Below are 25,157 nucleotides of genomic sequence, written 5' to 3'. Positions count from 1 at the left end.
ATGTCAAACAAACGCCGTTTGTTCACTTCTGAATCAGTAACAGAAGGCCATCCGGATAAAATCTGCGACCAGATTTCTGACGCGATTTTGGATGCGATCCTTGCAAAAGATGCTAATGCACGTGTTGCTGCTGAAACATCAGTTACAACAGGACTTGTACTTGTTGCAGGGGAAATCACTACATCTACATACGTAGACATTCCGAAAATCGTTCGTGAAACAGTCAAGGAAATTGGCTATACTCGCGCGAAGTACGGTTTCGACTCTGAAACATGCGCTGTATTGACTTCAATTGACGAGCAGTCTGCTGACATCGCAATGGGTGTTGACCAGGCGCTTGAAGCACGTGAAGGCCAAATGTCCGATGCAGAAATCGAAGCAATCGGAGCAGGAGACCAGGGCTTAATGTTCGGGTTTGCCTGCAACGAAACGAAAGAGCTAATGCCGCTTCCGATTTCATTGGCACATAAGATTTCCCGCCGCCTGACTGAAGTGCGCAAGGAAGAAATCCTTCCATACCTTCGTCCAGACGGAAAAACTCAGGTAACAGTAGAGTACGATGAGAACGACAAGCCAGTCCGCATCGATACAATTGTTATCTCCACTCAGCACCACCCGGAAGTTTCGCTCGAGCAAATCCAGCGCAACCTTAAAGAACATGTCATCAAGCCTGTTGTACCAGCGGAATTGATCGACGAAAACACAAAATACTTCATCAATCCAACTGGCCGTTTCGTAATCGGCGGACCACAGGGTGATGCAGGTCTTACTGGCCGCAAGATCATCGTAGATACTTACGGCGGATACGCTCGCCATGGCGGAGGCGCATTCTCTGGTAAGGATCCTACAAAAGTTGACCGTTCAGCTGCATACGCTGCACGTTACGTTGCGAAGAACATCGTAGCTGCCGGCCTTGCTGAAAAAGTTGAAGTTCAGCTTGCATACGCAATCGGTGTTGCTCGTCCGGTATCCATCTCAATCGATACTTTCGGAACAGGCAAAGTAAGCGAAGATGTATTGATCGACGTTGTAGAAAGCAACTTCGACCTTCGTCCTGCTGGAATCATCAATATGCTTGACCTGCGCAAGCCAATCTACAAGCAGACAGCTGCTTATGGACACTTTGGCCGTTCTGACGTTGACCTTCCATGGGAACGTACAGACAAGGCAGAGACGCTTCGCACCCAAGCACTAGATAAATAAAAAAGTACAAAGGGAGTTGCATAGGAATATGTAACTCCCTTTATTATTTGCCGTCTAATCAGGGAACACTCAAAAACTCACCTGGTTTGCACCTGGTTCAAAAGGTGTAAAATAGAGTATTACCTTAAATTTCCCTTAGATTTTACTGCAAAAATTTTGCGTTTAATGATAGTATTAGATGGTATGTTTTTAGAAAGATGCATTTCTTTAGGTTCTTTGTTATAAAAATCGCGCCTTGAGCGGAAATCAGCGCAAAACTAAATTTTTTCTGAAATGAAAAACTAAATTTTTTCTGAAATGGAGAAGGTGAAGTACATAATGTGTGGTTTTATCGGTTGTGTACATGAGAATGCACAGGAATTCAGCGGATATAATAAGCAGCTGTTTAAAAATATGAATAATATCATTACCCATCGCGGGCCTGATGATGATGGATATTTCTATGATGAGCATATCCAATTCGGCTTCCGCCGTCTGAGCATCATCGACCTTGAGGCTGGCCATCAGCCCTTGACCTATGAAAATGAGCGTTACTGGATCATTTTCAACGGGGAAATCTACAACTATCTTGAGCTTCGTGAAGAGTTGATTGAAGAAGGGCTTAGCTTCGAAACTCACTCGGATACTGAAGTCATCATTGCTCTATACAGCCATCTTAAAGAGCAGGCTGTCGACAAGCTGCGCGGAATGTTCGCGTTTGTCATCTGGGATAAGCAGGAGCAGGTTCTTTACGGTGCCCGTGACCATTTTGGCATCAAGCCATTTTTCTACTTTGAAGATGGCGACCGCACGTTCTTTGGTTCTGAGAAAAAGAGTATCCTGCTTGCACTGGAAAACGATGTCCTTGATTACAAGGCTCTCCAGCATTATTTGACATATCAGTTCGTACCAGAGCCGAATACAATGTCCGAAGGCATTTACAAGCTTGAACCGGGGCATTATTTTACAAAGAAAATCGGTTCACCGATGGAAATCAAGCGTTACTGGAAAGCGAGCTTTTCGCCAATCCACAAAACGGAGGATGAATTCACGAAGGAGATCAGGGACGTCCTGTTTGAATCCGTAAAAATCCACATGCGCAGTGATGTGCCGGTTGGATCATTCCTTTCTGGCGGAATTGATTCTTCGATCATCGCGTCGATTGCGAAGCAGTACCATCCTGGAATCAAGACATTCTCTGTTGGTTTTGAACAGAATGGCTTCAGCGAAATTGACGTCGCGAAGGAAACAGCCGATCGACTCGGTGTCGAAAACATCAGCTATGTAATCAGTCCTCAGGAATACATGGATGAACTGCCGAAAATCATGTGGCATATGGATGACCCGCTTGCCGACCCGGCAGCGATCCCTTTGTATTTTGTTGCCCGTGAAGCACGGAAGCATGTAACGGTTGTCCTTTCAGGTGAAGGAGCGGATGAACTGTTCGGCGGATACAATATCTACCGTGAACCGCAGGATCTTGAGATGTTCAAAAAAATCCCACAGGCAGGGAAGGTCATGCTAAAAGGCATCGCGAAAATGATGCCAGAGGGAATGAAGGGGAAAAGCTTCATTGAACGCGGCGTGACGCCAATGGAAGAACGTTATATCGGAAATGCGAAGATGTTCACTGAAAAAGAGAAGAGCGAGCTGCTGCACGTATATAACGGCCAGTACGATTACAGGGATATCACGAAACCTCTTTACAGGGAGAGCAGAGGATATGACCCGGTTGATACGATGCAATATATCGACATTCATACATGGATGCGCGGCGACATTTTATTAAAAGCTGATAAAATGACGATGGCTCATTCACTGGAGCTTCGTGTTCCGTTCCTGGATAAGATTGTTTTCGAAACAGCTTCGAAGATTCCTACAAGCCTGAAGACGGCTAATAATACAACGAAGTATATCTTACGTAAAGCGGCTGAAGGTGTGGTTCCTGAGCATGTGTTAACCCGCAAGAAGCTGGGCTTCCCGGTGCCGATCCGCCACTGGCTGAAGAATGAAATGAATGAATGGGCAAAGAATATCATCAAGGAAAGCAACACAGAGCATCTCATCAATAAGTCATACCTTTTGAAGCTGCTGGATGACCACTGCCAGAACAAGGCGGATAACAGCCGCAAAATCTGGACGGTATTGATGTTCATGATGTGGCATGATGTGTATGTCGAAAAAAAATACTCCTACCAAAAGGAGTATGAGGCTCAAAAAGTATTGCAGTCTTAATAATCAGGGAAGGTAGGTAATGGCCTGCCTTCCCATTTGCACCCAGGCTTCCACGAAGTCCTTCATGGGTGCTTTTTTATTTTTTTCGCCCGTTAATGGGTCATTGAAGTAAATGAAGTGTTCATCATAGCCTGTAATCAGGACTGAATGCTCCTTCATGGTTACTTTCACGGGTCCATCAGGCGTATACCATGTCTGGAAAAAGCTATCGTCCAGTTTTCTGTATTCGGTGTTCGTGATGATCCAAACCGGCCGGCCATCTGACAGGTGGATTTTCAGCTCCTGTAATTCTGCGCCCGTCAAATCTTTTATTTTGCCGGGAAGATACTGTTCTGCCAGTTCGGCAATCGGCTTGTGATAGACTCCAAGTCCTGGTTCTGTGTAGGTGTACATATTGCCGACAAACCCTTTATTCGGATCGCCAAAATAGATTTTGCCATCACTAAGACGATATTCGGCAGGGTTTTTCTTCACTTCTCTTGCGAGTGTCAGCTTGTCAGCCTCCACCCCTTGATGCTGCAGAAGCATGGCCAGGCTTGTGACCTCACATCCTCTTGGGAGCTCAGGCATTTGCCAGATGATCGGCGCGTCCAGGAGTACCTGTTTTTTAATCGGGATGATATCAGGTTCATAATTTTCTATGATCACAGGTGCCCTTTCGGAAGCCGGTTCAGGCTCTTCAAGCCAGTTTTTCACCGATTGTACGGCCTTGGCAACATGGGAAGCCTGCACATTTTCCATCAGGAAAGCCCCGAGGATCGATGTAAAAACAAACAGGAACATCAGGATAGATTTCATCATGCTATTTTGTTTTCGGATCAACAGAAAAAACAAGAACACCAGCGGGATAATCGCCGCAAGCGGTAAATACAGTTTGTCCACATCCATCACCACGTCCGCATATTTCAAAAATAAAAGGGTATATTATATTATTTAGTATCGGACTGGTGAGGGAGTTTTTTTAGCGGATCATTCACCTTTGTTGCAAACTTTTATAGTATTGTCCTTTTTCAGCGTATTCTCTGGAGATCCGTTCCATGTCGCGGATATCGTCTTCATTCAATTCACGGATGACCTTTGCCGGGCGACCAAAAGCCAGTGTGTTGGGCGGGATTTTCTTTCCCTGCGGAACAAGGCTGCCGGCACCGATAAACGCACCTTCTCCGATTTCAGCCTGGTCAAGGATAATCGAGCCCATCCCGATCAAGGCTTTTTTCCTGATGATGCAGCTGTGAAGGATGACCTGATGTCCGACCGTCACTTCATCTTCGAGGATTAATGGATTGTTCGGACTCTGGTGCAGGACTGAGTTATCCTGGATATTGACTTTATTGCCAATGACCGTCGGAGCTACATCGCCGCGGATCGAGGTATTGAACCAGACACTCGATTCCTCGCCGATTTCGACGTCTCCGGTAATTGTTACATAATCCGCAATAAAAGCAGAATCCGCTATTTTAGGTGTTTTTCCTTTGTAAGGGTAAATCATTGCGCACACTCCTGTAATTTATTGATGCTTTCGTTTTTAATTTAGAATTAGAAAGTATAAAATTAACTTTGAGAATTGTCCAGCTCCAGCGCCTAGCCCCTCGAGTCGTTTGTCTAGTGCCGCCTCCTAGAAACTCCGAAACTTCAACTCCGCCGGCAGAAGCAAAAAGCGCTTCTTTGTCGGAGTCTCCAGTTTCTGCGTTTCTGGGCAGTCGGCTATACTTTTCGGTTTCGGTCCGCCCAATGAAGTCAAAGAGCGACTTCACTGTTCGGCCCTCCAGCGCTTTTCGGGGCTGACCGAGGCGCTTCCGCTTTTCTAATTCACTAATTATATATTATAGTTCTTTTAAAGAAAGAAAAAGTATTTGAGTGGGGGAATGGTCATGTGGAAATGGGAAGCTGATGGGGATGCTAAGGCTGTAATCGTGATGATTCATGGTGCGTTGGAGCATCATCGCCGGTATGGCTGGCTGATTGAAGCCTGGCGCTCATCCGGATTTCATGTCATAATGGGTGATTTGCCTGGGCAGGGCATGACGACAAGGGCGAACCGTGGCCATATTGATTCATTTGACGAATATATCATGGAAGTGAAAGAATGGGTTGAAGCTGCGTATGACTTTGATCTCCCAGTATTTTTACTGGGCCACAGCATGGGCGGGCTCGTTGCCATCCGTATGCTGCAGGAGGAGCGGGTCGAAATTGCCGGCCTGATTTTGTCATCGCCTTGCCTCGGATTGGTGAATTATCCTTCGAAAATGCTGGATATGCTGTCGCACGGCTTGAATGTCACTGTGCCGACTTTCAGGATTTCTCCTGGCCTGTCAGTCGAGATGGCCACCAGGAATGAGGATGTCAGGGCAGTCGACGCAAATGATTCACTCTATATCACCAAGGTGTCGGTGCGCTGGTACCGTGAGCTGGTGGCAGCAATGGAGCAGGCGTTTGAAAATATAGATAAAGTACAGGACGTCCCGACTTTGCTAATTCAAGGCGGCGATGATCATATTGTAGATAAACGTTCTGTCAAGGAATGGTTCAATAATGCGCCATTGTCGGAAAAAAGATATAAAGAATGGCCGAAGTGCTATCATGAAGTTTTCAACGAACCTGAACGAGAAGAGGTTTTTGATTATGCACATGATTTTGCCATCAGTCAGCTGAAGGCGATTGGTTATGTGTATTAGCTATGGAGAGGATGAAGCTGCAGCATGATGATCCCATCAATGCCCATCAGTTTGATGTATCGTGTGTACAGGCAAGTCCTGCCTCAGGTACACCGTGAGCTTGCATACTGGAAAAGCAGGGCAGAGGAGATTCCCAATCCGGAATTAAGGAAACAGGCGCTGGCCAGTATCAAGCATAAGACATTTCATTGTGAGGGTGGCTCGATATTAAGCCTGACTGCGAAAAAACAATATAAGCAGGCGATCCGGTTCATTGTCGCATACCAGACAATCAGCGATTATCTTGATAATCTCTGTGATCGCAGCACGTCAATGGATCCCAAGGACTTCTCAGCGCTGCATGAATCAATGTCAGATGCCCTTACTCTTAACAGCCAGCTGAAAAATTACTATCGCGAACGGGAAGACCAGAATGATGGCGGATATCTGATCGAGCTGGTGACCGTTTGCCGAGAAGTCCTTGGAGAACTGGATCATTATCATGAGATCCAGCAGCATTTGCAGGAGCTATGTGACTATTACTGTGATTTGCAGATTCACAAGCACGTTGAGGTCAAAGAGCGAGTCCCGAGACTGCAAACATGGTTCGACGGTCACCGTGAAAATATTCCGGACATGGAGTGGTACGAATTCTCTGCCTGTACCGGCTCGACGCTCGGAATCTTTTGCCTGGTGAGCTACGCGCTTCGCGAGGATTTCAAACCGGAGTATGCTGACAGCATCCGGAATGGCTATTTTCCATACATACAAGGGCTGCACATCCTGCTCGATTATTTCATTGACCAGGAAGAGGACCTTGAAGGCGGGGATTTGAACTTCTGCTTCTATTATGAAAATGAAGAAGCATTATTCGAGCGGCTCCGGCATTTCGTGGAAAATGCCGATCATCACACGGCACGATTGCCGCATCGGAACTTCCACAAACTAATTAATCGCGGACTGCTCGGCGTTTACCTGTCCGATGAAAAAGTAAGGCGCCAGGAGAGAATCAGGAAGCTGGCCAGGGAAATGATCAAAACAGCCGGCCCCGTCAGCTACTTCTTTTATATAAATGGACGAGCATATCGATCATTGCAGAGGTGGATTCCTGCAGGAGTGGTGAAGGCGTTTATAAAGTAAAGTACAGCCAGGAGTTAGATTCCCTGGCTGCTTTTTAGGGTTTGGATAATAAATATGTGCCCGGTTTTTGTCCAAGAGGGAGAAACCGGGAACATAAAAGCGAAATGTATGGCCGACATGGGCAAGGATCTCCCTTCTTGTCCAAAGAAAAAAGCCTCCCGATTCCGGGAAGGCTTCCTATCTCTTCTCAATCGCAATAATAAATGGCGGATTATTTTTCTGGTTCAAGAATTTATATTCCAATACATGTGCTATATTTTGATCCAGTGATTTTACATAACGCAATAAATATTCTCGTTCAACCTTGCCTTCGGGGTGTCCATGGTATATCACAATCACAATGATACCCTCTGGCACCATGATTTCCAGGAGCTGGTCGATGGCCTGGATGGTCGTTTCCGGAACTGTGACAATGTCCTTATTGCCGCCTGGCAGATAGCCGAGGTTGAAAACGGCGCCGGTTATTTTTCCAAAATGCAGCGGGGGAATGCACTCTGTGATGTTTTCATGTCCAGTATGAAACAGGGTCACCTGATCCTGCAGTTCATGTTCACGAAGCTTCGTTTTGCATGACATTAATGCTTCATCCTGAATATCAAAGCCGTAAATCCTGCCGGCAGGGCCAACCAGGTTGGCTAAAAATATGGTATCATGCCCGTTGCCGACGGTGGCATCAACTGCGATGTCACCGGGTTTCACTGCCAGTTCAAGAAGGTTCCTGGCAAAAGGGAGAATCCGTTCAAGCTTCATTTTCAATCACCACTTTGTTCCCAGTATAAAATTTTCCCTGCCAGCTGTCGCGGCGCTTCATCTCTTTGTCAATCGCATTAAGCACTTCCCATTTATTGACGCTCCACATCGGTCCGACCATCAGCTCAATCGGTCCATCCCCGGTAATTCGGTGGATGATCATTTCAGGGGGGAGGATTTCGAGCTGGTCGCAGACCAATTTTACATAGTCCTCAAAGCTAAGGAATTCCAGCAGCCCTTTTTCATATTGCTTGACCATCGGAGTTCCTTTCAGCAAGTGGAGAAGGTGGATCTTGATTCCCTGCACATCGAGCTTCGCGACTTCTTGTGCAGTTTCCATCATCATTTCGGGTGTTTCCTGAGGCAGCCCGTTAATAATATGTGAGCAAACTCTGATGCCGTGCTTCCGGAGCTTGTCCACACCTTCTTTGTACGTTTCATAATCATGAGCACGGTTGATCAGATTGGCTGTTTTTTCGTGAACCGTCTGAAGTCCAAGCTCAACCCATAAATACGTTCGCTCATTGAGTTCAGCCAGATATTCAACAACGTCATCAGGCAGGCAATCTGGCCTTGTTGCGATTGATAGCCCTACGACACCTTCCTCTTTCAGTACCGTTTCGTATTTTTCCCTCAGTACTTCAACCGGTGCATGGGTATTCGTGAAAGCCTGGAAATAGGCCATGTACTTGCCATCTTTCCATTTTGAATGCATTTTTTCTTTTATCTTCGTGAACTGTGTACCGAGATCCTCTACTCTGTCTCCGGCAAAATCTCCTGAACCAGCTGCGCTGCAAAAAGTGCAGCCGCCGTGGGCTACCGTGCCGTCACGGTTCGGACAATCAAATCCGCCATCAAGCGCCACTTTAAAAACCTTATGGCCAAAATGGTTACGTAAATGGTAATTCCATGTATGGTATCGTTTATCGTCTGTTGCGTAGTGAAAAGGGTTGATCTGAATCATGCCAGAAACCTCCTAATAGCCTGTCTGTCAAAAAAATGAATAATAAAAATTGTACCATTTAGAGAACGTGAATCCAATTGCAAAAAGATTACAATATGTCCCCAACGCAATTGCCATCATTAAACATTCGCAAAATCGTGATAGGAAAATGTATTGTGAACAAAATAAAGAAGAAGCAGACTTTGCTTCAGCATCAAGTAAAGGAGGGGCTACTATTGGCAACACGTCAATCGGTTGACCAGTTACTTCAGCAATGTGAGGATGCAATCAATCTTGCCCAGGATCAATACAAGGATGCTGCCACACAGCAGCATTATAATGATGGCAATTTTACTAATGCTCTGCAAGCGCTTGAAGACGCATACAATGATCTTGCCAAGCTTTCCTTCAGCGCTAATTCCCAGCAGCGCGAGCAATTGCACAGAATGAGGCTTCAACTGCAGCAAGTCCAAAACAACATGATTTTGCTTGATCACTAAATACAGGAGGGAAAGCATCTTGAAAAAGCGCTCAAAGCAGAATAATCCTGAACAAAAAACAAGGAACGGTATTAATAACCAGGATCTCGAGCTTGGAATGGATCATGATCCGGTAAAAGAAGCGAAGAAAAAATATGAAAAAAGCGGCGGGCAGCCTGTAAAATCCAAATTCCATCCTGAACCAGAGCAATCTTCATAAATTTGTAACACCCTCACTTCCAAAAGGGAAGTGAGGTTTTTTTATTGGTATTGGAAAAGTCAATTTTGTTTTTGCACCTGTTGATTGTAATGGAAGGCGCGAAGACTCCTACGGGAGCATGGAGCAGGGGAGACCCCCGCAGGGGGTTAAACGACGAGGAGGCTTCCCGGGCCACCCGTGGAAAGCGAAGCGCCTGGAACGAAAATCAACAGCCTTGTTTATTCAACCTATACCCCCCGTTCACAAATCGGATAAAACTGATGAAAATTCCGTGATGTAAATCACAGATTGGGGCCATTTAGAAATGGTTTAAATAAGGTAGACCAAAAGGGTCAGGAAAATGATTAAGTTTTAAAATCCTATTAGAAAATAAATCGTTTTTTTCATCTAAGTTGTCTTGTGAAAACATTCACGAATTTGTCACATATAGAAAGGAGTCAATCAAATGAAAATTATGAAGTTAGTATCGGCCATCATTTTATTATTCATTTTCCAGCTTCCGGATAAGGGTAACGCTGAGGCAAAATCCAATGTCCTGAATATGGAGGAGCTTACAATCCAGGTGATGCCGGAATATTCTTATCACCCAAAAGATAAGAAGAAGAATGCCCCGCTTTTGGTGGGCTATCATGGGGCCTTGAAAAACAATGCCGAAGAGGCCCAAAAAGGCCAGGTAGTCATTCCGCTGCCAATGGATGAGAAGAACTTCAGAATTGGCTTTGTGGCCGATTATTCCCGGGACCTTACAGAAATGAATGAAATTGAATATGAGCTGGATAAAGAAAAAGGAACGATTTCCTGGGAAACGAGCGAAGAAATCCAGCCGCAGGAGATCTACAAGTTTGTGGTTGAGTATTATACCGACAGCATCAAGGAAAAAGACGGGAAGAAGTCGATGACCTATGATTTTAAAAACTTCGCTGATATCGGATTATTTAACCTTATTTTCGTCGAGCCGCTCAATACGGAAAGTTTCAAGCTGGAGCCAGCTTCCGAGCAGCACCAGAAAAACTCTTACAACATGAACATGTTCTTGTATCAAAGCCAGGGAATGAAGCCTGGTGATAAAAAGAATATCTCACTTGAATACAAACGGACTGATGAGAGGACTACAGCAGAAATCATGGAAGCGATGGCCGGGGATGCAAAGAAGGCCGGCACTGTAAAACAAAATGATGAAAAAATGCCTCTGTGGCTTGTCATTACAGTCGTTGGCAGTATGACAGTATTGGCAGCGATCCTTTTAATTTTCATCATGAGGAAAAGGAAAGTTCAGCCGGTAAAAAGCGGTGCGTCAAATGAATTTGATGCGAAAAAGGCAAGGCTCCGCGCAATGCTTGTGGAAGAAAGTATAACGGAAGCAGAATACAACGAATTGATCAAAAAGCTGGGAGGTAGAAAGTAATGTCCAAAAATAAAAAAATCGCAGTGGGGCTGAGCCTGGCAGCAGTGGCATTCGTGATTATGATGTTTTCAACAATGCCGAGCGCAGGGAGCAAGGAAATTACGATTGCCGACCTCAGCAAAAATGGTTCGAAATATGAAGGCGATTATATTATGACGCAGGGATTGCTCAATAAAGAATCGGTGAAATGGGATGCCGACAAGCTGGAGCTTCGTTTTGAACTTTACGAGGAAGGCCAGGGAACGCTTCAGGTATTCCATAAAGGCATTAAGCCGGATAACTTCTCAGAGGATGTCATCGTCCTCGTAGAAGGTTTTATCCAAAAAGACGGAGTGTTCGAAGCGGAAAAAGTCCAGACGAAATGCCCGACCAAATATGAAGGCGAAGACATGGAGAACTATGATACTGAAATGCATAAGGAAATGTACAAAAATGACAAGCAGGAATAAAACAGATGGGTGGTTATCTGTATGTATCTAATTGGGAACATCTCAATCTACCTTGGAATCGTGATTTCACTTTATGGAATCATTGCCAATATCGTCGGGATAAAGAAGAAAAGCAGCAAGTGGATTGAAAGCGCAAGGGGGGCAGTTCTTTCACTTGCTTTCGTAGCGAGCATTGCATCCTTCATGCTGCTCTACTTGCTCGGCACAAGCCAGTTCCAATATAAATATGTGGCTTCCTATACAAATGAAAGCCTGCCCATGGCCTATAAGCTTACAGCCTTTTGGGCGGGTAATGCAGGATCCCTTTTGCTGTGGGCTTTCCTTTTAGCGCTATATGCAGCAATGGTCGTTTTTTCAAAAGAAAAAAAGAACCCGATGATGCCGTATGTATCCAGCATTCTGATGGTCAACATCCTGTTCTTTTTCACAGTGATGGCTCTCAATGCCAACCCGTTTGAAATGACCGATAAAATTCCCGCAGACGGAAAAGGGCTTAACCCGATGCTGCAAAATCCGGGAATGATCCTGCACCCTGTCACACTCTATATGGGTTATGTCGGGCTGGCAGTCCCATTCGCGTTCGGAATTGCGGCTCTGATCCTGAAGAGACTGGATTCAGAGTGGATCAAGCTGACGAGAAGATGGACCTTGCTTGCATGGCTGTTCCTGACACTCGGCAATGTGATTGGCGGCTGGTGGGCCTACCTGGAGTTAGGCTGGGGCGGCTACTGGGCATGGGACCCGGTTGAAAATGCCTCGTTTCTGCCATGGCTGACCGTATCGGCATTCCTGCACTCTGTGATGATCCAGGAACGGAAAAACATGCTGAAGACGTGGAATGTAAGCTTGATTATTCTTTCTTACATCCTGACACTGTTTGGAACCTTCCTTGTCAGGAGCGGAATCCTGACGAGTGTCCATGCGTTCGGGGACAGCAATTTAGGCACCTACTTCCTTGTTTTCATGGCGTTCATGATGGTGTTTTCTCTTTATATCGTCATGACAAGGTACGGACTGATAAAAAAGGACAGCAGTCCAATAGAGGCTTATTTTTCAAAAGAAAGCAGCTTCCTGCTGAACAACCTGATTCTCGTGGCTGCTGCTTTCGCCGTTTTCTGGGGGACGATGTATCCGCTGATTTCGGAAACTTTTACAGGTACAAAGGTCAATGTCGGCGCACCGTATTTCAATAAAGTGATGGCTCCGATCCTGTTGGTGCTGATTGTATTGATGGGCATCTGTCCGCTGATCGCCTGGCAAAAAGCGGTGTTTGAAAAGTTCATGAAGAACATGCTTTGGCCGCTGGCAATGGGTGTCGCCACAGCCATCATCCTGCTCGCTTTTGGCGTCAAGGGAATTTACGCGATTATCGGCTTATCGGCAACAAGCTTCATGTTTGGAACGCACTTGCAGGAATTCGCCAGAGGCATCAGGGCCCGACAGAAAGCGACGAAAGAAAATTTACTGAAGGCGGCGTTCAAGCTGACGGTAAAAAACCAGCGGCGCTATGGCGGTTATATCGTCCATATCGGGATTGCGGTCATCGCGGTAGGTGTCATTTCTTCGCACACTTACTCAACCGAAGTGCTTAAAACGGTAGATGCAGGCAACAGCATCAAGGCCGGTGATTACAGCCTTAAATTCAATGAACTGACTGAACATACGAAAAACGGCAATGGAATAGTGGTGGCTGATATTGATGTGACATATAAGGGCAAGGATATCGGCAAAATCAAGCCGGAAAAGATCTTTTACGAAACCTGGCCTGAACCGTCAACAGAGGTAGCGATCAAGACGAACTGGAGCCAGGATTTGTACGTAGTATTAAGCTCCTGGGAGAACAAAGACAAAGTGACATTCATGGTAAAAGTGAATCCATTCGTAAGCTGGATTTGGATGGGCGGCATCATCATGGTGATCGGCACAGCATTCGCCCTCATAGGCGGCAGGCCGGCAACATTCCGCTACCAGATCAATAAAGGCATTTCGAGAGTGGGAGGGTGAAAAAATTGAACAGGAAAATTCTTTTAACAACACTCCTTTTGCTTATCCTGATACCTGGCATGACAACAGCTTTCACTTACAACTCAAAGGAATTCAAGCAAATCATCGGACAGCTTGATATGCAGGGCCATGCGGATCATGAATTGTCCACCTGTTCAGTAAAGAAGATTTATTACGATGAAGTGGTTGAAATGCTGAACGGCGGCAAAACAGAACCGGAAATCATCCAGTCCTATGTTGATGAATACGGGCAGGCGGCTTTGAGAACTCCGGGCGGGGGCACAAGTGGCTGGATTGCCTGGGGAATGCCAGCTGCCGGAGTCGGAATCGGCAGTGTGATTGTCGGTGTCTGGCTAAGGAAGTTAACGGTCAAAAAGGCAGAATCAAAGCTTGAGACGAAGGCTGCATGGAATTCGGAAGTGGAAAAAGAAATTGCGGCAAAAACATTTGACGAAGAGCGCCGGAAGCTTTTCTAGGAGCTGATCAAAATGGATTATGTATTCTTAATAATAGGCACACTCGTGATCATTACTTGCTTTTACTTCATCATCTCTCCTTTCTTCTCGGCTGGCGAGGTGCCTGCCTCGGGAGTGGAGACAGAAAGTGAAAAGCTTACTCTTGAGCAGGTCTACAGCGCTGTGAATGAACTGGAAATGGACTTTTTAATGAAGAAAATCACCCGTGAGGATTTCGAGAAATTGAAAGAGAATTATCATTTACTCGCGGCTGAAATGTTAAAGGAAGAAACAGAGGGACTCAAGCAAGGAAAGTCAAAACAACTTCCAGAGAGCAAAAAGAAGAAAAAGGATGCCGAAGCAGAAGCAGATATTCTTAGAGAGCTTAAGAAGCTTCGCCAGCAGAAGGGGTGATCAGTATGGCGCCAGCCTACCATCCTGAATGGCTTGTGAACTTCTGGCTGACAACACCGGGGTTGAACATGGTGAACCCACACTATTTACTGATTGTTTTAGCTGCTGTCATGGCTGTTGTCTGGTTTCGGCGAAAGCGGAGAAAGGCTGCTGAAGACATCGGGAATGAGGAAGATCAGTTGTTCAAACACCTGTTGGCAAGAAAAAAAGTGATTGAAGCTGAGCTGGCTGGCCTTGAAGCAAGGCTGTCGGCAGCGGAAATCACCGAGGAGAATTTTAACAAGATGAAGTTTGATTACCAGAGCCATCTCGCTGAGGTAAACAAGGAACTGGAACAATACACTTAACGAAAGAGTTGGGGACCATGCTGGAACTGAGGAAAATGACCAAAATGCTGGGAGATAAGCTCGTATTAAGGAACATCACCCTTTCATTGGAAAAAGGGGAGATCTTAGCGGTGATTGGCCCGAATGGAGCAGGGAAGAGCACCTTCTTTAAATGCACAGTCGGACTCCTGCAGCCAACGAGCGGAGAGATTCTCCTGGATGGAAAGCTTGTTAAAAAAAATACGGCTGAGATTAAGCAGCGGATTGGCTTTTTAGGTCATGAATCCTTTTTGTACAATAATCTGTCCCCGCTCGAAAATCTCAAATTTTACGGAAAGCTTTACAAGGTGACGGAACTTGACAGGAAAGCAAATGAACTTTTAAAGGAAGTAGGGCTTTACCTTTTCAGGAATATGCCGATCCGGTCTTTTTCAAGAGGGATGATGCAAAGACTCGCGATTGCCAGGGTACTGCTCCCGAACCCTGATATCCTGATGCTCGATGAGCCGCACACCGGCCTTGATCAGGAGGCTGTTGGGCTTTTGAATCAAATCATTAAACAGAAACGGGACAGCGGGACGTCAATCCTGATCATCTCGCATGATTTTGAGCAGGTTCATGCACTAACTGACAGGGCGGCCGTATTGAAAAAAGGAAAGATTGTCTCAACAAAGCATCTTGGAGAGGAAGTAACTCTGGCAGAGATGAAAACCTGGTACGAAGCAGAGGTGAAGAGCTCATGATTTCAATCCTTAAAGATGCGTGGACTATTGCCAGCAAAGACCTGAGCAATGAGATCAAAACTAAGCAGACAATCGGGATGATGGTCATTTTCTCGAGTCTCGTCGTCCTGATCTTCAGCTTTGCGTTCGATCCGACAAATAATATGGTCAAAGCGGTCATTCCAGGGCTTGTCTGGCTGATCACCGTGTTTTCCGGAATTCTGGGACTAAATCGTTCCTTTCTTTCTGAGCACGAAAACGATGCACTGACAGGTTTGCGTTCGGCACCAATCGATCCTTCGAGCATCTATCTTGGCAAGGTGCTGGCGAACTTCATCCTCGTAACGGCAGTACAGCTTGTCAGCATCCCTGTTTTGTTTCTGCTGTTCGACTATCGCTTTTTTGGAAAAGTAAGCTGGTTCATCCTTGTGGTCATCATTGGTACGCTCGGTTTCATCATAGTCGGGACCTTCCTGGCTGCGCTATCGGCGAACGCAAAGAACAGCGAGATGCTTTTGCCGGTGTTGCTGCTGCCGCTTCTAAGCCCGCTGCTGATCGCCGGGGTCCAGGCGACAAGAATCATTCTTGAAAATGAAATGATTGCGGATGCATCTTCCTGGATCAGATTGATGGCTGCTTACGATTTATTGTTCCTGGCTGCATGCTTTTTCTTATTCGAATTTATTATGGAGGGGTCATGATGAGAAAGAATACTGGCATTATCGACCGGTTGTTGCTATTCACGTTAATTCCATCATTTTTCATAGCACTATATCTTATTTTTATTTGGTCTCCGGTTGAAAAGGTGATGGGCGCTGCACAAAAAATATTCTACTTCCATGTTGGCAGTGCCTGGGTCGCCTTCCTCGCATTCGGTGTCGTGGGTTATTACAGCGTGAGAGTGCTGATCAAGCCGAGACTCCAGCATCATATCAATGCGGGAATCTCCGCAGAAATTGGCGTTCTTTTTACAACAATCACACTGATCACCGGGATGATCTGGGGAAAATCAAGCTGGAATACATGGTGGACATGGGAGCCGCGCCTCGCGACAACCCTTATTCTATGGTTCATCTATGTTGCTTATCTGTTCGTCCGCAAGATGGATGGGTCGATGGACAAAATCGCAAGGCTGTCAGCTGTTTTTGGCATTATTGGCGTCATCAATGTCCCGATCGTCTTCATGGCCATCCGCTGGTGGAACACGAAGCTTCATCCAGTTGTCTTCGGTGAAGGCAAAAACCAGTCGGGCGGCGGAATCGAACCAGATATGCTGGTCGCACTGCTATTCTCGATCTTTACGATTACCGTGCTTTACGCGTTCTTGATGCGCAAAGGAATCGAAATTGAAAAAATGCGGCATATCGTCAAAAAGGCAAAGTCAAAAGCAATTGAAAAGCTTGCAGGATAATCACTAAGGAGGAGTTTAAAATGACTTACTTATTCATGGCTTACTCAGTTATTTGGACGTTGATCGCTGGTTATGTATTAGTGCTTGGGCGCCGCCAGAAGCAGCTGAAGAAAGAGCTCGAACTACTTGAAGAATGGAACTCAGATTTTTAAAAGCGGGTGAATATAATGGGCAAAAAGATAGTTCCGGTCATTGTCATCGCTGCCGTCATCGGAGTTCTCGGCTTTTTGGTCAGCGGACTGGGAGGGAAAGCATCGGCCCAGCCTGGAGACCAGTCCATCGAGTTTGAGCTGCAGGATATCGAAGGCAACACTTATAAATTATCGGATTTTAAAGGCCAGCCAGTGGTCCTTAACTTTTTCGCAACCTGGTGCGCACCGTGCATTGACGAAGCTCCTGAACTGGAAGCGTTCGGCAAAGAGTATAAGGATGCAAAGCTGCTGATCCTTGCTAAAGGCGAATCGAAGAAACGGATGGAAAAATACATCTCGAAAAGCGGCTCTGAGCTTACGTATCTTTTAGACACAAAAGAAGACATATCAAAGGATTACAATGTCATCGGCCAGCCTGAAACCATCATCATCGACGGAAACGGCGTCATTGTTGAACGTTTCTCCGGCCCGACAACGAAAGACGATTTAATCAAAATGATCCAGGAAAAAGTTTCACCATAACCTTGGTTAAAGCACATCCGTGTTTTAATAAAGCTGTTTTCGGTTGAACCATGCGAATACAGCTTTTAGTAGATAGCAAGAATCCGCTTTAAGGGAGGTGAAAAAGATGCTGAAAAAGCTACTGGGAATAGACAAAAAGATGCTGTTATTCATTGGCGTATTTGCTGGAATCATTGTTTCTGTCGTCACTGTCAAAACGCTTGCTTATACGGATTCACCTGAATTTTGCTCGAGCTGCCATATCATGACAGAGGTCCATGACTCGTTCTCTGATTCCAACCACGCCGGTCTGTCCTGCGGCGACTGCCATTTACCGCACGATAGTATGGTTAATAAATACACCTATAAGGCAAAGGCCGGGATGACGCATGTGTATTTCAATACACTGGGCGAGGCAAAAATCCCGAAGGTACTGCATGCAACGGAAGGTTCTGAAGAAGTCATAAATGAGAACTGCATCAGTTGCCATGAGAATACACTGGACAACGTTTCACATGATGCGAAAGACAGCTGTTCAAGCTGCCACCAGGCAGTGCCGCACGGCAAAGGCTTCAAAACAGAGGATTATTTTAAACCGCCGAAACCAGGCGAGCTTTTAGAAAATAAAGGAGGTACGATGAACAATGGCTAGAAATTTCCGCTGGGCATTTTTGCTCCTTGCGGCTGTCATGCTCATCATAACAGGCTGCTCCAGCTCGGAAGAAGAAGCAACTTCCGCAAGCGAGCTGAAAACGGGGCTGAGCAAAGACGAAATCAGCAATGAGGCCTTCAAGGACCTTTTCCCGCTGCAATATGACAGCTACAAGCAAAATGAAAAAATGGAGGATACGAAGTACAGCGGTTCCGTCAAACGAAGCAAGTTCGACCATGATAAGGAACCTTATCTGCCAGTCCTTTTTAACGGCTATGGCTTTGCGACTGAGTATAATGAGGACCGCGGCCATATCTATGCAAATGAGGATGTTCGGGCGATTGCGCGTATCACTGACAAATCAATCGGATCATGCTTAACCTGTAAGTCGACTGCTGTTCCTCACATGATTGAGGAAATGGGCGACGATTACTGGGGCGGCAATTTTAACGAAGACATTTGGCCAAAGGCAGAAGCAATGGGCCATTCACCGATCGGCTGCTCGGACTGCCATGACCCGCAGACAATGGATTTGCGCGTAACACGTCCTAGCTTCATTAAGGCAATGGAGTCACAGGGAATCGACATGTCCAACCCAACGAAGAATGACATGAGAAACTATGTTTGCGGACAGTGCCACGTAGAGTACTATTTTGCCGCAGACAATGGAGAAGTAACTTACCCTTGGGCAAACGGCTTTGAGCCGGAAGATATGTACGAATACTACGAAACTACTGCTAAGGAGCAAGGTTTTGAGAAGGACTGGGTCCACAATGTCTCAGGAACGCCAATGCTAAAAGCGCAGCACCCTGACTTTGAGACTCATATCGAAGGTCCGCATGGTGAAGCAGGGGTTACATGTTCAGACTGCCACATGCCATATGACAGGGTTGACGGCAAAAAGAAAATCAGCTCACACTGGTGGACATCACCGCTTAAGACAATGGATCAGTCATGTGCAACCTGCCATACCAACAGGGATATGGATGAGCTGAAGGACCGAGTAATCGGTATCCAGGATAAACATATGGAAGCACTTCATAAAGCTGAGGATATTTCGATCACCTCACACTATTACGTGAATAAGATGATCACTTCTGGAGTAAGCGAGGAGAAAATCAAGCAGGCTCAGGAGCATATCAGGAAAGGTCAATGGTTCTGGGATATTGTTGCAGCTGAAAGTGCTGCAGGATTCCATAATCCGCAGGGAGCAATGGATTCACTGAGAGTATCGATAGAAGAATCGAATGAGGCAATCAATCTTGCCATCGAAGAGTTGATCAAGAAGGGTGTAAATCTGGAAGAGGTCAAAGAAGAGATTGAAAAAGTGAAGAAGGCTGTTTTCGACGAAAAAGATAACTTCAAGAAGAAAGAGAAAGCAGTGAACAGTTACTTCCCGGCACAACAGCCAGCTCCAAAAAAATAGAGAATAGTAAATTTAGAGAAAAGATAAATACGAAAACACTGTGCAAATGGTAGTTTGTACGGTGTTTTCTTTAGTTTTGCAGAAATTTCTGTAAGTGTCAAGGAGGGAGATGGAGAAATCATCATAGCGTTCCAGGAAGATTGTTTTAGGCCATATGTTGCCACGACTTGTGACCGTGCCTCGTTAGAAAGATTGACTTCGGGCACATGTTTGCTCAACAATCACAATTATATTCGCGGAAACGAAGGTAATTTGCCAACAGGAAAAACAGCGGAATTTTTCCATTTAAACCTAAAAAACCTCCCCGAAAAAAATAGAAAATTTCAACTTCATATCCCTGCTTAAATTCCTATTGCAACCAATTGTGAAAACCTCTAAAATTACTTTGGTATTCGAAATTTATTTGTGAAAGAAGGCGTTGAATGATGCCTAGAGCCTTATGGCTTTTAATTATCGGGATGGCAGTCAATGTTACTGGTTCCTCTTTTTTATGGCCTTTGAACACTATCTATATACATGAGCACCTTGGCAAATCCTTGTCTGTTGCCGGCATCGTATTGATGCTTAATTCTGCAGCAAGCGTTATTGGCAATCTTTTTGGCGGCAGTCTTTTTGATAAAATTGGCGGATATAAGTCTATCATTCTTGGAATCAGCATTACCATCCTGGCGCTGCTTGGCCTAACCCTATGGCCAGGCTGGCCGCAATATATTTTCTTTTTGACAGTGGTTGGTTTTGGATCTGGAATCGTCTTTCCGGCTATGTATGCAATGGCGGGTTCGGTGTGGAAGGAAGGCGGCCGTAAAGCGTTCAACGCCATTTATGTGGCACAGAACCTCGGAGTTGCAGTGGGAGCCGCGCTTGGCGGGCTTGTCGCATCTTATTCATTCCAGCTGATTTTCATGGCCAACGCAGCCATGTACCTGATATTTATGATGATCGCTATTTTTGGCTATCGCAGCATCGACACCCGGGCAGCGAAGCAGACGAATGTACTCCAGGAGAATGGTGCGGTCAAAAGCCATACAAAGCTGTATGCACTTCTTATCCTTGCTGTTGGCTACTTGCTTTGCTGGGTTGGTTACGTCCAATGGCAAACAACGATTGCCGCTTATACTCAGGAATTGAACATTTCCCTGAATCAATACAGCATCCTCTGGACAATCAACGGTGCTTTGATCGTTCTTGGCCAGCCAATTGTGAACAGGCTGATCAAGCCGTTCCAGAATAAATTGAAGCTCCAAATCATCATCGGCATGGTTATCTTCATGGTTTCCTATGCAGTTGCTGCAGGAGCCAATGCATTCTCAGGCTTCGTGGCCGGTATGGTGATCCTGACGATTGGGGAAATGCTAATCTGGCCGGCTGTACCGACAATCGCAAATGACCTGGCGCCAAAAGGCCGGGAAGGCTTTTACCAGGGGATTGTCAACAGCACCGCAACTGGCGGCAGGATGATCGGCCCGCTTATGGGCGGGATTCTTGTCGACCTATACGGTATGCCAATGTTATTCGCAATCCTGATTGCGCTCATGTTTGTCGGTATTTTCACTACTGTCATCTACGACCGGAAAATAAGGGAATCACATAACGTTGCTGCACAAGCATAGAAAATCAGCAAAGAGCTGGGCCAGGGTGCCCGGCTCTTTTTTTAAACTTTGGAGATTGTCCGGTACCAGAGTTTTCTGGATTGAACAAGACGCCTGTACCCCTTTGCAATCAGTCACAAAATATGCATTTTTTCTCGATAGAAAATGCATATTTTACTTCTAATATAGGACTGTGAGTTTATGATATAATCATTTTTGAAAGACAAGGGGGTGAATGGGTTGAAGTTTAAACTCCTCGGAATTGCGTTTTTGGCTGCCGGTATATTAACTGGCTGTAGTGGTGAAGAAGAAAAATCTGCTCAACCTGAAAAACAACAAGAGAACATCAAGGAATTGGTGAGTGATTACAGCACGGGCGAAATTAAGGGCCATAAAGCTTCCATCACCTCACAAGAAGTGACAATTGATGACAGTGAAGGGGACAAGCAAGTCTATGACATATCAGACGAAGACTTCTTCGTCTCAATCGCGCCTTACGAAAATCAAACCCATCCTTGAGCGAATCATAGCTTGACAGGTTGTCAAGGTGAACTGGCAGAAAAAGAGTTTGATGTATATATTGAGGATGAAGACGGTAACGTGGTCGTTGATGAGAAAATGACGTCCCATCAGAATGGTTTCATCGATTTGTGGCTCCCGCGTGATAAAAAGTTCAATACAAAGATTGGATATAACGGCAAAACGGTTGAATCAGAAATATCCACTTTTCAGAATGACGCCACTTGCATTACCACAATGCAGCTTATGTAGACTAAAGCACCTATTTTCAGGTGCTTTTTTTATGTTATCTATAGTTTTCAGAAAAATATGATAAAATCGAAAGAAAAACCAGGTGGCGGATTATGAAAACGAATCTTTTACATATCCCGGCAGATATTATTGAAACCATTGTCGAGAATGCGTTTGAATGGCTTGTTGTGGTTGATCGAGAAGGAAGGATTATCTATATCAATCATAATTACTGTGAATTCCTTGAAGTCAATCGTGAAGAGACGATAGGCAGGCATGTGACTGAAGTGATCGAGAATACAAGGATGCATATTGTGGCCCAGACTGGAAAAGAGGAGCTGGCTGACCTGCAATTCATCAAGGGCAACTATATGATTGCCAACCGGGTGCCCATCATTAAAAATGGCGAAGTAATTGCAGCATTTGGAACGGTGTTTTTCAGGGATACACAAGAATGGATGAAAATGGACAGCCATGTAAAAAGCCTGCTGACCAGGATGCAGCCATACATCCAGAAGATTGATTCTGGCGTGAAGTATACTCTTGATGACATCCTTGGCGAGTCCCAGCAGATTATCAGTTTAAAAGAAAAAGTAAAAATGGTATCCAACAGCGATATTTCCATTCTGATCAGGGGAGAGAGCGGAACGGGCAAGGAATTGTTCGCCCACAGCATTCACCAGTTAAGCGGCAGAAGCCGGAAGCCGTTCATTAAGGTGAACTGCGGAGCAATCCCTGAAAACCTGCTTGAATCAGAGTTGTTTGGTTATGAAGAAGGAGCGTTTACAGGTGCGAAAAAAGGAGGCAAAAAGGGAAAGTTCCAATTGGCTGATGGCGGGACCCTTTTCCTGGATGAAATTGGAGACATGCCGCTAAGCATGCAGGTAAAACTTTTGCGTGCCTTACAGGATGGGGAGATAGAACCGATTGGTTCAACAAAATCGATTTCGGTTAATGTCCGGATTATTGCTGCCACAAACAGGCCTCTTGAGAACATGATTGAGGAGAAACGATTCAGGGAGGATTTATTTTATCGGATCAATGTCGTTCCTTTCAGTGTTCCTCCATTAAGAGAACGCGCTGAGGACTTAACGCTGCTGATTGCCTATTTTATTGCCAAGGTCACGAATCGATTAGGCAAGCGGATTGCAGGAATTGATAGTAACGTAATGGAAATTCTTAAATCATACAGCTGGCCTGGAAACATCCGAGAACTTGAAAATGTCATTGAAGCTGCGGTTCATTTGACAAAAGGAGAACAGATTACGCTGGAGTCATTGCCGGATTACCTGCAATCACAAACAGCCATTTACCGATTCAAGAACAAAAAGCTTAAGGATATTGTTGAAGAAACAGAACAATGGGTGTTGAAGCAAAGTCTGGAAAGGAATAAAGACGATAAAGCAAGGGTGGGGAGGGAACTGGGGATCAGCAGGTCGACACTTTATGAAAAGCTAAATAAATACGGCCTCTTGTAGTCCGGGAATTCGGAATGCTGTCCGAGTTTCCGGACTTCTTTTATTTCTAGTAATATTTTAAAGGTTTTTCACTGTATGAATGGTATTAATTTCGGGGAACAGGACAGCTTGAATAACTTTTATTCTATCAAATAAAAACAATGGAAGCATGATAGAGTCCGAAAATCCGGAATTAACTAACTGAAAATTAAGAATAAACATTGATTATTGTACCCTGCAAAGTTGGCACGATAGTTGCAATAAGATAATACAGCAATTTTATTCAATATTTTTTGTAAGCGTTATCATATTTTGAGCAAGGAGGGCAGGGTGCGTTGGTTTTCACTTTAAATTACAAGGGGGAAAAAGAATGCTGAGTATGATTGGGTTGATTGGCGGTCTGGCTTTGTTGATTTATCTGACGATGAGGGGCATGAACCTGCTGATTGTCGGGCCGATTTCTGCGTTGTTTGTTGCTGTGTTCAGCGGAATGCCGCTGTTTCCGCAACTGGTTGAAGAAGGGGCAGCCAACTTTGTCGGTAACTATATGTCTGGGTTTTCTGGATTTGTTACTGCCTGGTACATGATGTTCCTGCTGGGAGCGATTTTTGGAAAGGTAATGGAGGATAGCGGCGCGGCTGACAGTGTATCTGAGTTAATTGTTAATACATTAGGGATGAAATATGCAGTGCTTGCAATTATCGCTGCCTGTGCCGTGTTGACATATGGCGGCGTCAGCTTGTTTGTTGTCGCATTTTCTGTTTATCCAATGGCATTGAGTTTGTTCAGGCAGGCAAATTTGCCTAGGAGATTCATTCCGGCTGCATTGGCCTTCGGGTCGGTCACTTTTACAATGACTTCTGCCGGTTCTCCGGAAATCCAGAACTGGATCCCAATCCAATTCCTGGATACTACCCCTTGGGCAGGCTGGGAGGTCAGTGCCATCGTTGCCGTCTTCATGATGATTTTTGGCTACTGGTGGCTGAAACGAATGATTACAAAAGCGGTTGCAAGAGGCGAGAAGTTCGAAGCCAGGAAGGCAGATCCAATGTTGGAAAAACGGGAGCTGCCTCATCCTTTGATGGGTCTTATTCCTTTGGTCGTGGTACTGGTTATTTCATTCATTTTCCATGATTCATTAAAACAGTCAGCTTTGATCATCGCCCTGCTTGGCGGGGTTGTATCTGCCTATCTATTAAATCGCAAGTACTTTAAAAATTTCTGGGAAGCTCTTTCAGAAGGGACGATGGGTGCCTTGATTGCGATTGGTAACACAGCTGCTGTAGTCGGTTTTGGCGGTGTCGCAAAAGCAGTGCCGGCTTTCCAGACGGCGGTTGATGCGATGACGAATATTCCAGGCAGCCCGTTGATTGGTGCGGCGATTGCTGTCAGTGTCATTGCCGGGATGACTGGTTCTGCATCCGGGGGCCAGGCAATTGCGCTTCCATTGCTTGCACCTCACTACATGGATATGGGCGTCAATACTGAAGCACTGCACAGGGTAGCGGCTATTTCCTCTGGAGCGCTTGATTCACTGCCGCATAACGGGTACGTGGTTACGACTGTCCGGGCGATCTGTGGCGAGTCCCATCAGGATGCATACAATCCAGTGGCGGCTGTTACTGTCATTGTGCCGTTGATTGGTGTAGCAATTGCGATTGTTCTATTCTCTCTAGGATTAGGTATTTAATGAAGGCTCTTTTCTCAAACTTTGTTGCTATTGACTACAAAATAGGATCGTATTACCTAAGTTTCTTTACAAAAATTAACGCTTATTATGAGAAAAGAGCTTGCAAACTTAGTACCGACATATAAAAGGACTTTTTATCACGTTAAAATCG

At 45.4% G+C, this 25,157-nt stretch carries 28 protein-coding genes; 23 read left to right on the top strand and 5 right to left on the bottom strand.

The genetic code is table 11. From position 1 onward, the window contains the following. Together metK and asnB are read left to right on the top strand one after the other, a co-directional pair. Entirely contained in the window at positions 1-1,203 is a 1,203-nt protein-coding gene (gene metK / locus J7E35_RS14425) for a methionine adenosyltransferase (RefSeq protein ID WP_214780854.1), read from the top strand. 318 nt (positions 1,204-1,521) lie between these two features. Beyond that, entirely contained in the window at positions 1,522-3,417 is a 1,896-nt protein-coding gene (gene asnB / locus J7E35_RS14420) for an asparagine synthase (glutamine-hydrolyzing) (RefSeq protein ID WP_214780920.1), read from the top strand. Between the two features lie 3 nt (positions 3,418-3,420). Here the strand turns inward: asnB and J7E35_RS14415 are convergent, their stop codons facing one another. From J7E35_RS14415 to J7E35_RS14405, 3 genes are all read right to left on the bottom strand, one after another. After that, on the bottom strand, positions 3,421-4,305 hold the full coding sequence (locus J7E35_RS14415) for a C39 family peptidase (RefSeq protein WP_214780852.1): 885 nt from the start codon (positions 4,303-4,305) through the stop codon (positions 3,421-3,423). Positions 4,306-4,390: 85 nt separating this feature from the next. Further along, positions 4,391-4,906, bottom strand: a complete 516-nt coding sequence (locus J7E35_RS14410; protein ID WP_214780850.1) for a gamma carbonic anhydrase — start codon at positions 4,904-4,906, stop codon at positions 4,391-4,393. Further along, positions 4,875-5,171, bottom strand: coding sequence for a hypothetical protein (locus J7E35_RS14405; protein ID WP_214780848.1), 297 nt, complete (start codon positions 5,169-5,171; stop codon positions 4,875-4,877). Before J7E35_RS14405 ends, J7E35_RS14410 begins: the two co-directional genes overlap by 32 nt. 117 nt (positions 5,172-5,288) lie before the next feature. Here J7E35_RS14405 and J7E35_RS14400 point away from each other — a divergent pair, with 117 nt between their 5' ends. Both J7E35_RS14400 and J7E35_RS14395 read left to right on the top strand, forming a co-directional pair. Next, positions 5,289-6,092, top strand: a complete 804-nt coding sequence (locus J7E35_RS14400) for an alpha/beta hydrolase (RefSeq protein WP_214780846.1) — start codon at positions 5,289-5,291, stop codon at positions 6,090-6,092. Positions 6,093-6,116: 24 nt separating this feature from the next. Continuing rightward, positions 6,117-7,211 (top strand): tetraprenyl-beta-curcumene synthase family protein, encoded by a 1,095-nt coding sequence (locus J7E35_RS14395; RefSeq protein WP_214780844.1) that lies wholly within the window; start codon positions 6,117-6,119, stop codon positions 7,209-7,211. A gap of 177 nt (positions 7,212-7,388) precedes the next feature. Here the strand turns inward: J7E35_RS14395 and mnmM are convergent, their stop codons facing one another. Together mnmM and mnmL are read right to left on the bottom strand one after the other, a co-directional pair. Continuing rightward, positions 7,389-7,961: a tRNA 5-(aminomethyl)-2-thiouridylate-methyltransferase MnmM gene (gene mnmM, locus J7E35_RS14390; protein WP_214780842.1), complete on the bottom strand. Its 573-nt coding sequence runs from the start codon at positions 7,959-7,961 to the stop codon at positions 7,389-7,391. Then, entirely contained in the window at positions 7,951-8,925 is a 975-nt protein-coding gene (mnmL, locus tag J7E35_RS14385; protein ID WP_214780841.1) for a tRNA modification radical SAM protein MnmL/YtqA, read from the bottom strand. Before mnmL ends, mnmM begins: the two co-directional genes overlap by 11 nt. A gap of 215 nt (positions 8,926-9,140) precedes the next feature. Here mnmL and J7E35_RS14380 point away from each other — a divergent pair, with 215 nt between their 5' ends. The 19 genes from J7E35_RS14380 (at position 9,141) to J7E35_RS14290 (ending at position 25,006) form a co-directional block, all read left to right on the top strand. After that, positions 9,141-9,404, top strand: coding sequence for a YtzC family protein (locus tag J7E35_RS14380; RefSeq protein ID WP_192473435.1), 264 nt, complete (start codon positions 9,141-9,143; stop codon positions 9,402-9,404). A 19-nt stretch (positions 9,405-9,423) separates the two neighbouring features. Next, positions 9,424-9,603, top strand: coding sequence for a glycogen biosynthesis protein GlgD (locus tag J7E35_RS14375; protein WP_192473436.1), 180 nt, complete (start codon positions 9,424-9,426; stop codon positions 9,601-9,603). 445 nt (positions 9,604-10,048) lie between these two features. Then, positions 10,049-11,008, top strand: coding sequence for a hypothetical protein (locus tag J7E35_RS14370; protein ID WP_214780840.1), 960 nt, complete (start codon positions 10,049-10,051; stop codon positions 11,006-11,008). Next, positions 11,008-11,457 (top strand): cytochrome c maturation protein CcmE, encoded by a 450-nt coding sequence (locus J7E35_RS14365; protein WP_214780839.1) that lies wholly within the window; start codon positions 11,008-11,010, stop codon positions 11,455-11,457. The genes J7E35_RS14370 and J7E35_RS14365 overlap by 1 nt, the downstream gene beginning before the upstream one ends. Before the next feature lie 21 nt (positions 11,458-11,478). Then, positions 11,479-13,461, top strand: coding sequence for a heme lyase CcmF/NrfE family subunit (locus J7E35_RS14360; RefSeq protein ID WP_214780838.1), 1,983 nt, complete (start codon positions 11,479-11,481; stop codon positions 13,459-13,461). Positions 13,462-13,466: 5 nt separating this feature from the next. Continuing rightward, positions 13,467-13,937, top strand: a complete 471-nt coding sequence (locus tag J7E35_RS14355; protein ID WP_214780837.1) for a cytochrome c-type biogenesis protein CcmH — start codon at positions 13,467-13,469, stop codon at positions 13,935-13,937. A 12-nt stretch (positions 13,938-13,949) separates the two neighbouring features. After that, positions 13,950-14,330, top strand: coding sequence for a hypothetical protein (locus J7E35_RS14350; protein WP_214780836.1), 381 nt, complete (start codon positions 13,950-13,952; stop codon positions 14,328-14,330). Between the two features lie 5 nt (positions 14,331-14,335). Next, a complete protein-coding gene (locus J7E35_RS14345; protein WP_214780835.1) occupies positions 14,336-14,677 on the top strand; it encodes a hypothetical protein in 342 nt (113 codons plus the stop codon). Positions 14,678-14,694: 17 nt separating this feature from the next. Further along, positions 14,695-15,399 carry a heme ABC exporter ATP-binding protein CcmA gene (gene ccmA, locus J7E35_RS14340; protein WP_214780834.1) on the top strand — a complete coding sequence of 235 codons (705 nt, stop codon included), beginning with the start codon at positions 14,695-14,697 and terminating at the stop codon, positions 15,397-15,399. Then, positions 15,396-16,079, top strand: a complete 684-nt coding sequence (locus J7E35_RS14335) for a heme exporter protein CcmB (RefSeq protein ID WP_214780832.1) — start codon at positions 15,396-15,398, stop codon at positions 16,077-16,079. The genes ccmA and J7E35_RS14335 overlap by 4 nt, the downstream gene beginning before the upstream one ends. Beyond that, positions 16,079-16,789: a cytochrome c biogenesis protein gene (locus tag J7E35_RS14330; protein ID WP_251009612.1), complete on the top strand. Its 711-nt coding sequence runs from the start codon at positions 16,079-16,081 to the stop codon at positions 16,787-16,789. The genes J7E35_RS14335 and J7E35_RS14330 overlap by 1 nt, the downstream gene beginning before the upstream one ends. A 20-nt stretch (positions 16,790-16,809) precedes the next feature. Then, positions 16,810-16,941 (top strand): CcmD family protein, encoded by a 132-nt coding sequence (locus J7E35_RS14325; RefSeq protein WP_214780829.1) that lies wholly within the window; start codon positions 16,810-16,812, stop codon positions 16,939-16,941. A 15-nt stretch (positions 16,942-16,956) separates the two neighbouring features. Continuing rightward, the gene (locus tag J7E35_RS14320) at positions 16,957-17,463 is read left to right on the top strand and encodes a TlpA family protein disulfide reductase (protein WP_214780828.1); all 507 of its coding nucleotides are present in this window, start codon (positions 16,957-16,959) and stop codon (positions 17,461-17,463) included. A gap of 106 nt (positions 17,464-17,569) precedes the next feature. Then, complete coding sequence (locus J7E35_RS14315; protein WP_214739880.1) at positions 17,570-18,094, top strand: cytochrome c3 family protein; 525 nt, start codon at positions 17,570-17,572, stop codon at positions 18,092-18,094. Then, positions 18,087-19,520 carry an ammonia-forming cytochrome c nitrite reductase subunit c552 gene (locus J7E35_RS14310; RefSeq protein ID WP_214780827.1) on the top strand — a complete coding sequence of 478 codons (1,434 nt, stop codon included), beginning with the start codon at positions 18,087-18,089 and terminating at the stop codon, positions 19,518-19,520. Before J7E35_RS14315 ends, J7E35_RS14310 begins: the two co-directional genes overlap by 8 nt. Before the next feature lie 425 nt (positions 19,521-19,945). Further along, positions 19,946-21,130 carry an MDR family MFS transporter gene (locus J7E35_RS14305; RefSeq protein ID WP_214780918.1) on the top strand — a complete coding sequence of 395 codons (1,185 nt, stop codon included), beginning with the start codon at positions 19,946-19,948 and terminating at the stop codon, positions 21,128-21,130. Positions 21,131-21,349: 219 nt separating this feature from the next. After that, positions 21,350-21,880, top strand: coding sequence for a CueP family metal-binding protein (locus J7E35_RS14300; protein WP_214780826.1), 531 nt, complete (start codon positions 21,350-21,352; stop codon positions 21,878-21,880). Positions 21,881-21,972: 92 nt separating this feature from the next. After that, the gene (locus tag J7E35_RS14295; RefSeq protein ID WP_214780825.1) at positions 21,973-23,337 is read left to right on the top strand and encodes a sigma-54 interaction domain-containing protein; all 1,365 of its coding nucleotides are present in this window, start codon (positions 21,973-21,975) and stop codon (positions 23,335-23,337) included. 349 nt (positions 23,338-23,686) lie between these two features. Continuing rightward, positions 23,687-25,006 carry a GntP family permease gene (locus J7E35_RS14290; protein WP_214780824.1) on the top strand — a complete coding sequence of 440 codons (1,320 nt, stop codon included), beginning with the start codon at positions 23,687-23,689 and terminating at the stop codon, positions 25,004-25,006. Positions 25,007-25,157: the final 151 nt, after the last annotated feature.

This window comes from Bacillus sp. ISL-45, from assembly GCF_018613195.1.
In the GTDB taxonomy this organism is placed as follows: Bacteria; Bacillota; Bacilli; order Bacillales; family Cytobacillaceae; genus Mesobacillus.
The sequence above is the reverse complement of the archived record's forward strand: the minus strand, read 5'-3'. Positions and strand labels throughout refer to the sequence as shown.

What these genes read in the sequence shown, in the direction of transcription:
- J7E35_RS14345 (WP_214780835.1), top strand. Translation starts at nt 14,336, where the DNA reads ATGGCGCCAGCCTACCATCCTGAATGGCTTGTGAACTTCTGGCTGACA.
- ccmA (WP_214780834.1), top strand. Translation starts at nt 14,695, where the DNA reads ATGCTGGAACTGAGGAAAATGACCAAAATGCTGGGAGATAAGCTCGTA.
- asnB (WP_214780920.1), top strand. Translation starts at nt 1,522, where the DNA reads ATGTGTGGTTTTATCGGTTGTGTACATGAGAATGCACAGGAATTCAGC.
- J7E35_RS14325 (WP_214780829.1), top strand. Translation starts at nt 16,810, where the DNA reads ATGACTTACTTATTCATGGCTTACTCAGTTATTTGGACGTTGATCGCT.
- J7E35_RS14290 (WP_214780824.1), top strand. Translation starts at nt 23,687, where the DNA reads ATGCTGAGTATGATTGGGTTGATTGGCGGTCTGGCTTTGTTGATTTAT.
- J7E35_RS14410 (WP_214780850.1), bottom strand. Translation starts at nt 4,906, where the DNA reads ATGATTTACCCTTACAAAGGAAAAACACCTAAAATAGCGGATTCTGCT.
- J7E35_RS14295 (WP_214780825.1), top strand. Translation starts at nt 21,973, where the DNA reads ATGAAAACGAATCTTTTACATATCCCGGCAGATATTATTGAAACCATT.
- J7E35_RS14335 (WP_214780832.1), top strand. Translation starts at nt 15,396, where the DNA reads ATGATTTCAATCCTTAAAGATGCGTGGACTATTGCCAGCAAAGACCTG.
- J7E35_RS14330 (WP_251009612.1), top strand. Translation starts at nt 16,079, where the DNA reads ATGAGAAAGAATACTGGCATTATCGACCGGTTGTTGCTATTCACGTTA.
- J7E35_RS14370 (WP_214780840.1), top strand. Translation starts at nt 10,049, where the DNA reads ATGAAAATTATGAAGTTAGTATCGGCCATCATTTTATTATTCATTTTC.
- J7E35_RS14360 (WP_214780838.1), top strand. Translation starts at nt 11,479, where the DNA reads ATGTATCTAATTGGGAACATCTCAATCTACCTTGGAATCGTGATTTCA.
- J7E35_RS14350 (WP_214780836.1), top strand. Translation starts at nt 13,950, where the DNA reads ATGGATTATGTATTCTTAATAATAGGCACACTCGTGATCATTACTTGC.
- J7E35_RS14415 (WP_214780852.1), bottom strand. Translation starts at nt 4,305, where the DNA reads ATGGATGTGGACAAACTGTATTTACCGCTTGCGGCGATTATCCCGCTG.
- J7E35_RS14315 (WP_214739880.1), top strand. Translation starts at nt 17,570, where the DNA reads ATGCTGAAAAAGCTACTGGGAATAGACAAAAAGATGCTGTTATTCATT.
- J7E35_RS14320 (WP_214780828.1), top strand. Translation starts at nt 16,957, where the DNA reads ATGGGCAAAAAGATAGTTCCGGTCATTGTCATCGCTGCCGTCATCGGA.
- J7E35_RS14305 (WP_214780918.1), top strand. Translation starts at nt 19,946, where the DNA reads ATGCCTAGAGCCTTATGGCTTTTAATTATCGGGATGGCAGTCAATGTT.
- J7E35_RS14310 (WP_214780827.1), top strand. Translation starts at nt 18,087, where the DNA reads ATGGCTAGAAATTTCCGCTGGGCATTTTTGCTCCTTGCGGCTGTCATG.
- J7E35_RS14400 (WP_214780846.1), top strand. Translation starts at nt 5,289, where the DNA reads ATGTGGAAATGGGAAGCTGATGGGGATGCTAAGGCTGTAATCGTGATG.
- mnmM (WP_214780842.1), bottom strand. Translation starts at nt 7,961, where the DNA reads ATGAAGCTTGAACGGATTCTCCCTTTTGCCAGGAACCTTCTTGAACTG.
- mnmL (WP_214780841.1), bottom strand. Translation starts at nt 8,925, where the DNA reads ATGATTCAGATCAACCCTTTTCACTACGCAACAGACGATAAACGATAC.
- J7E35_RS14365 (WP_214780839.1), top strand. Translation starts at nt 11,008, where the DNA reads ATGTCCAAAAATAAAAAAATCGCAGTGGGGCTGAGCCTGGCAGCAGTG.
- J7E35_RS14395 (WP_214780844.1), top strand. Translation starts at nt 6,117, where the DNA reads ATGATGATCCCATCAATGCCCATCAGTTTGATGTATCGTGTGTACAGG.
- metK (WP_214780854.1), top strand. Translation starts at nt 1, where the DNA reads ATGTCAAACAAACGCCGTTTGTTCACTTCTGAATCAGTAACAGAAGGC.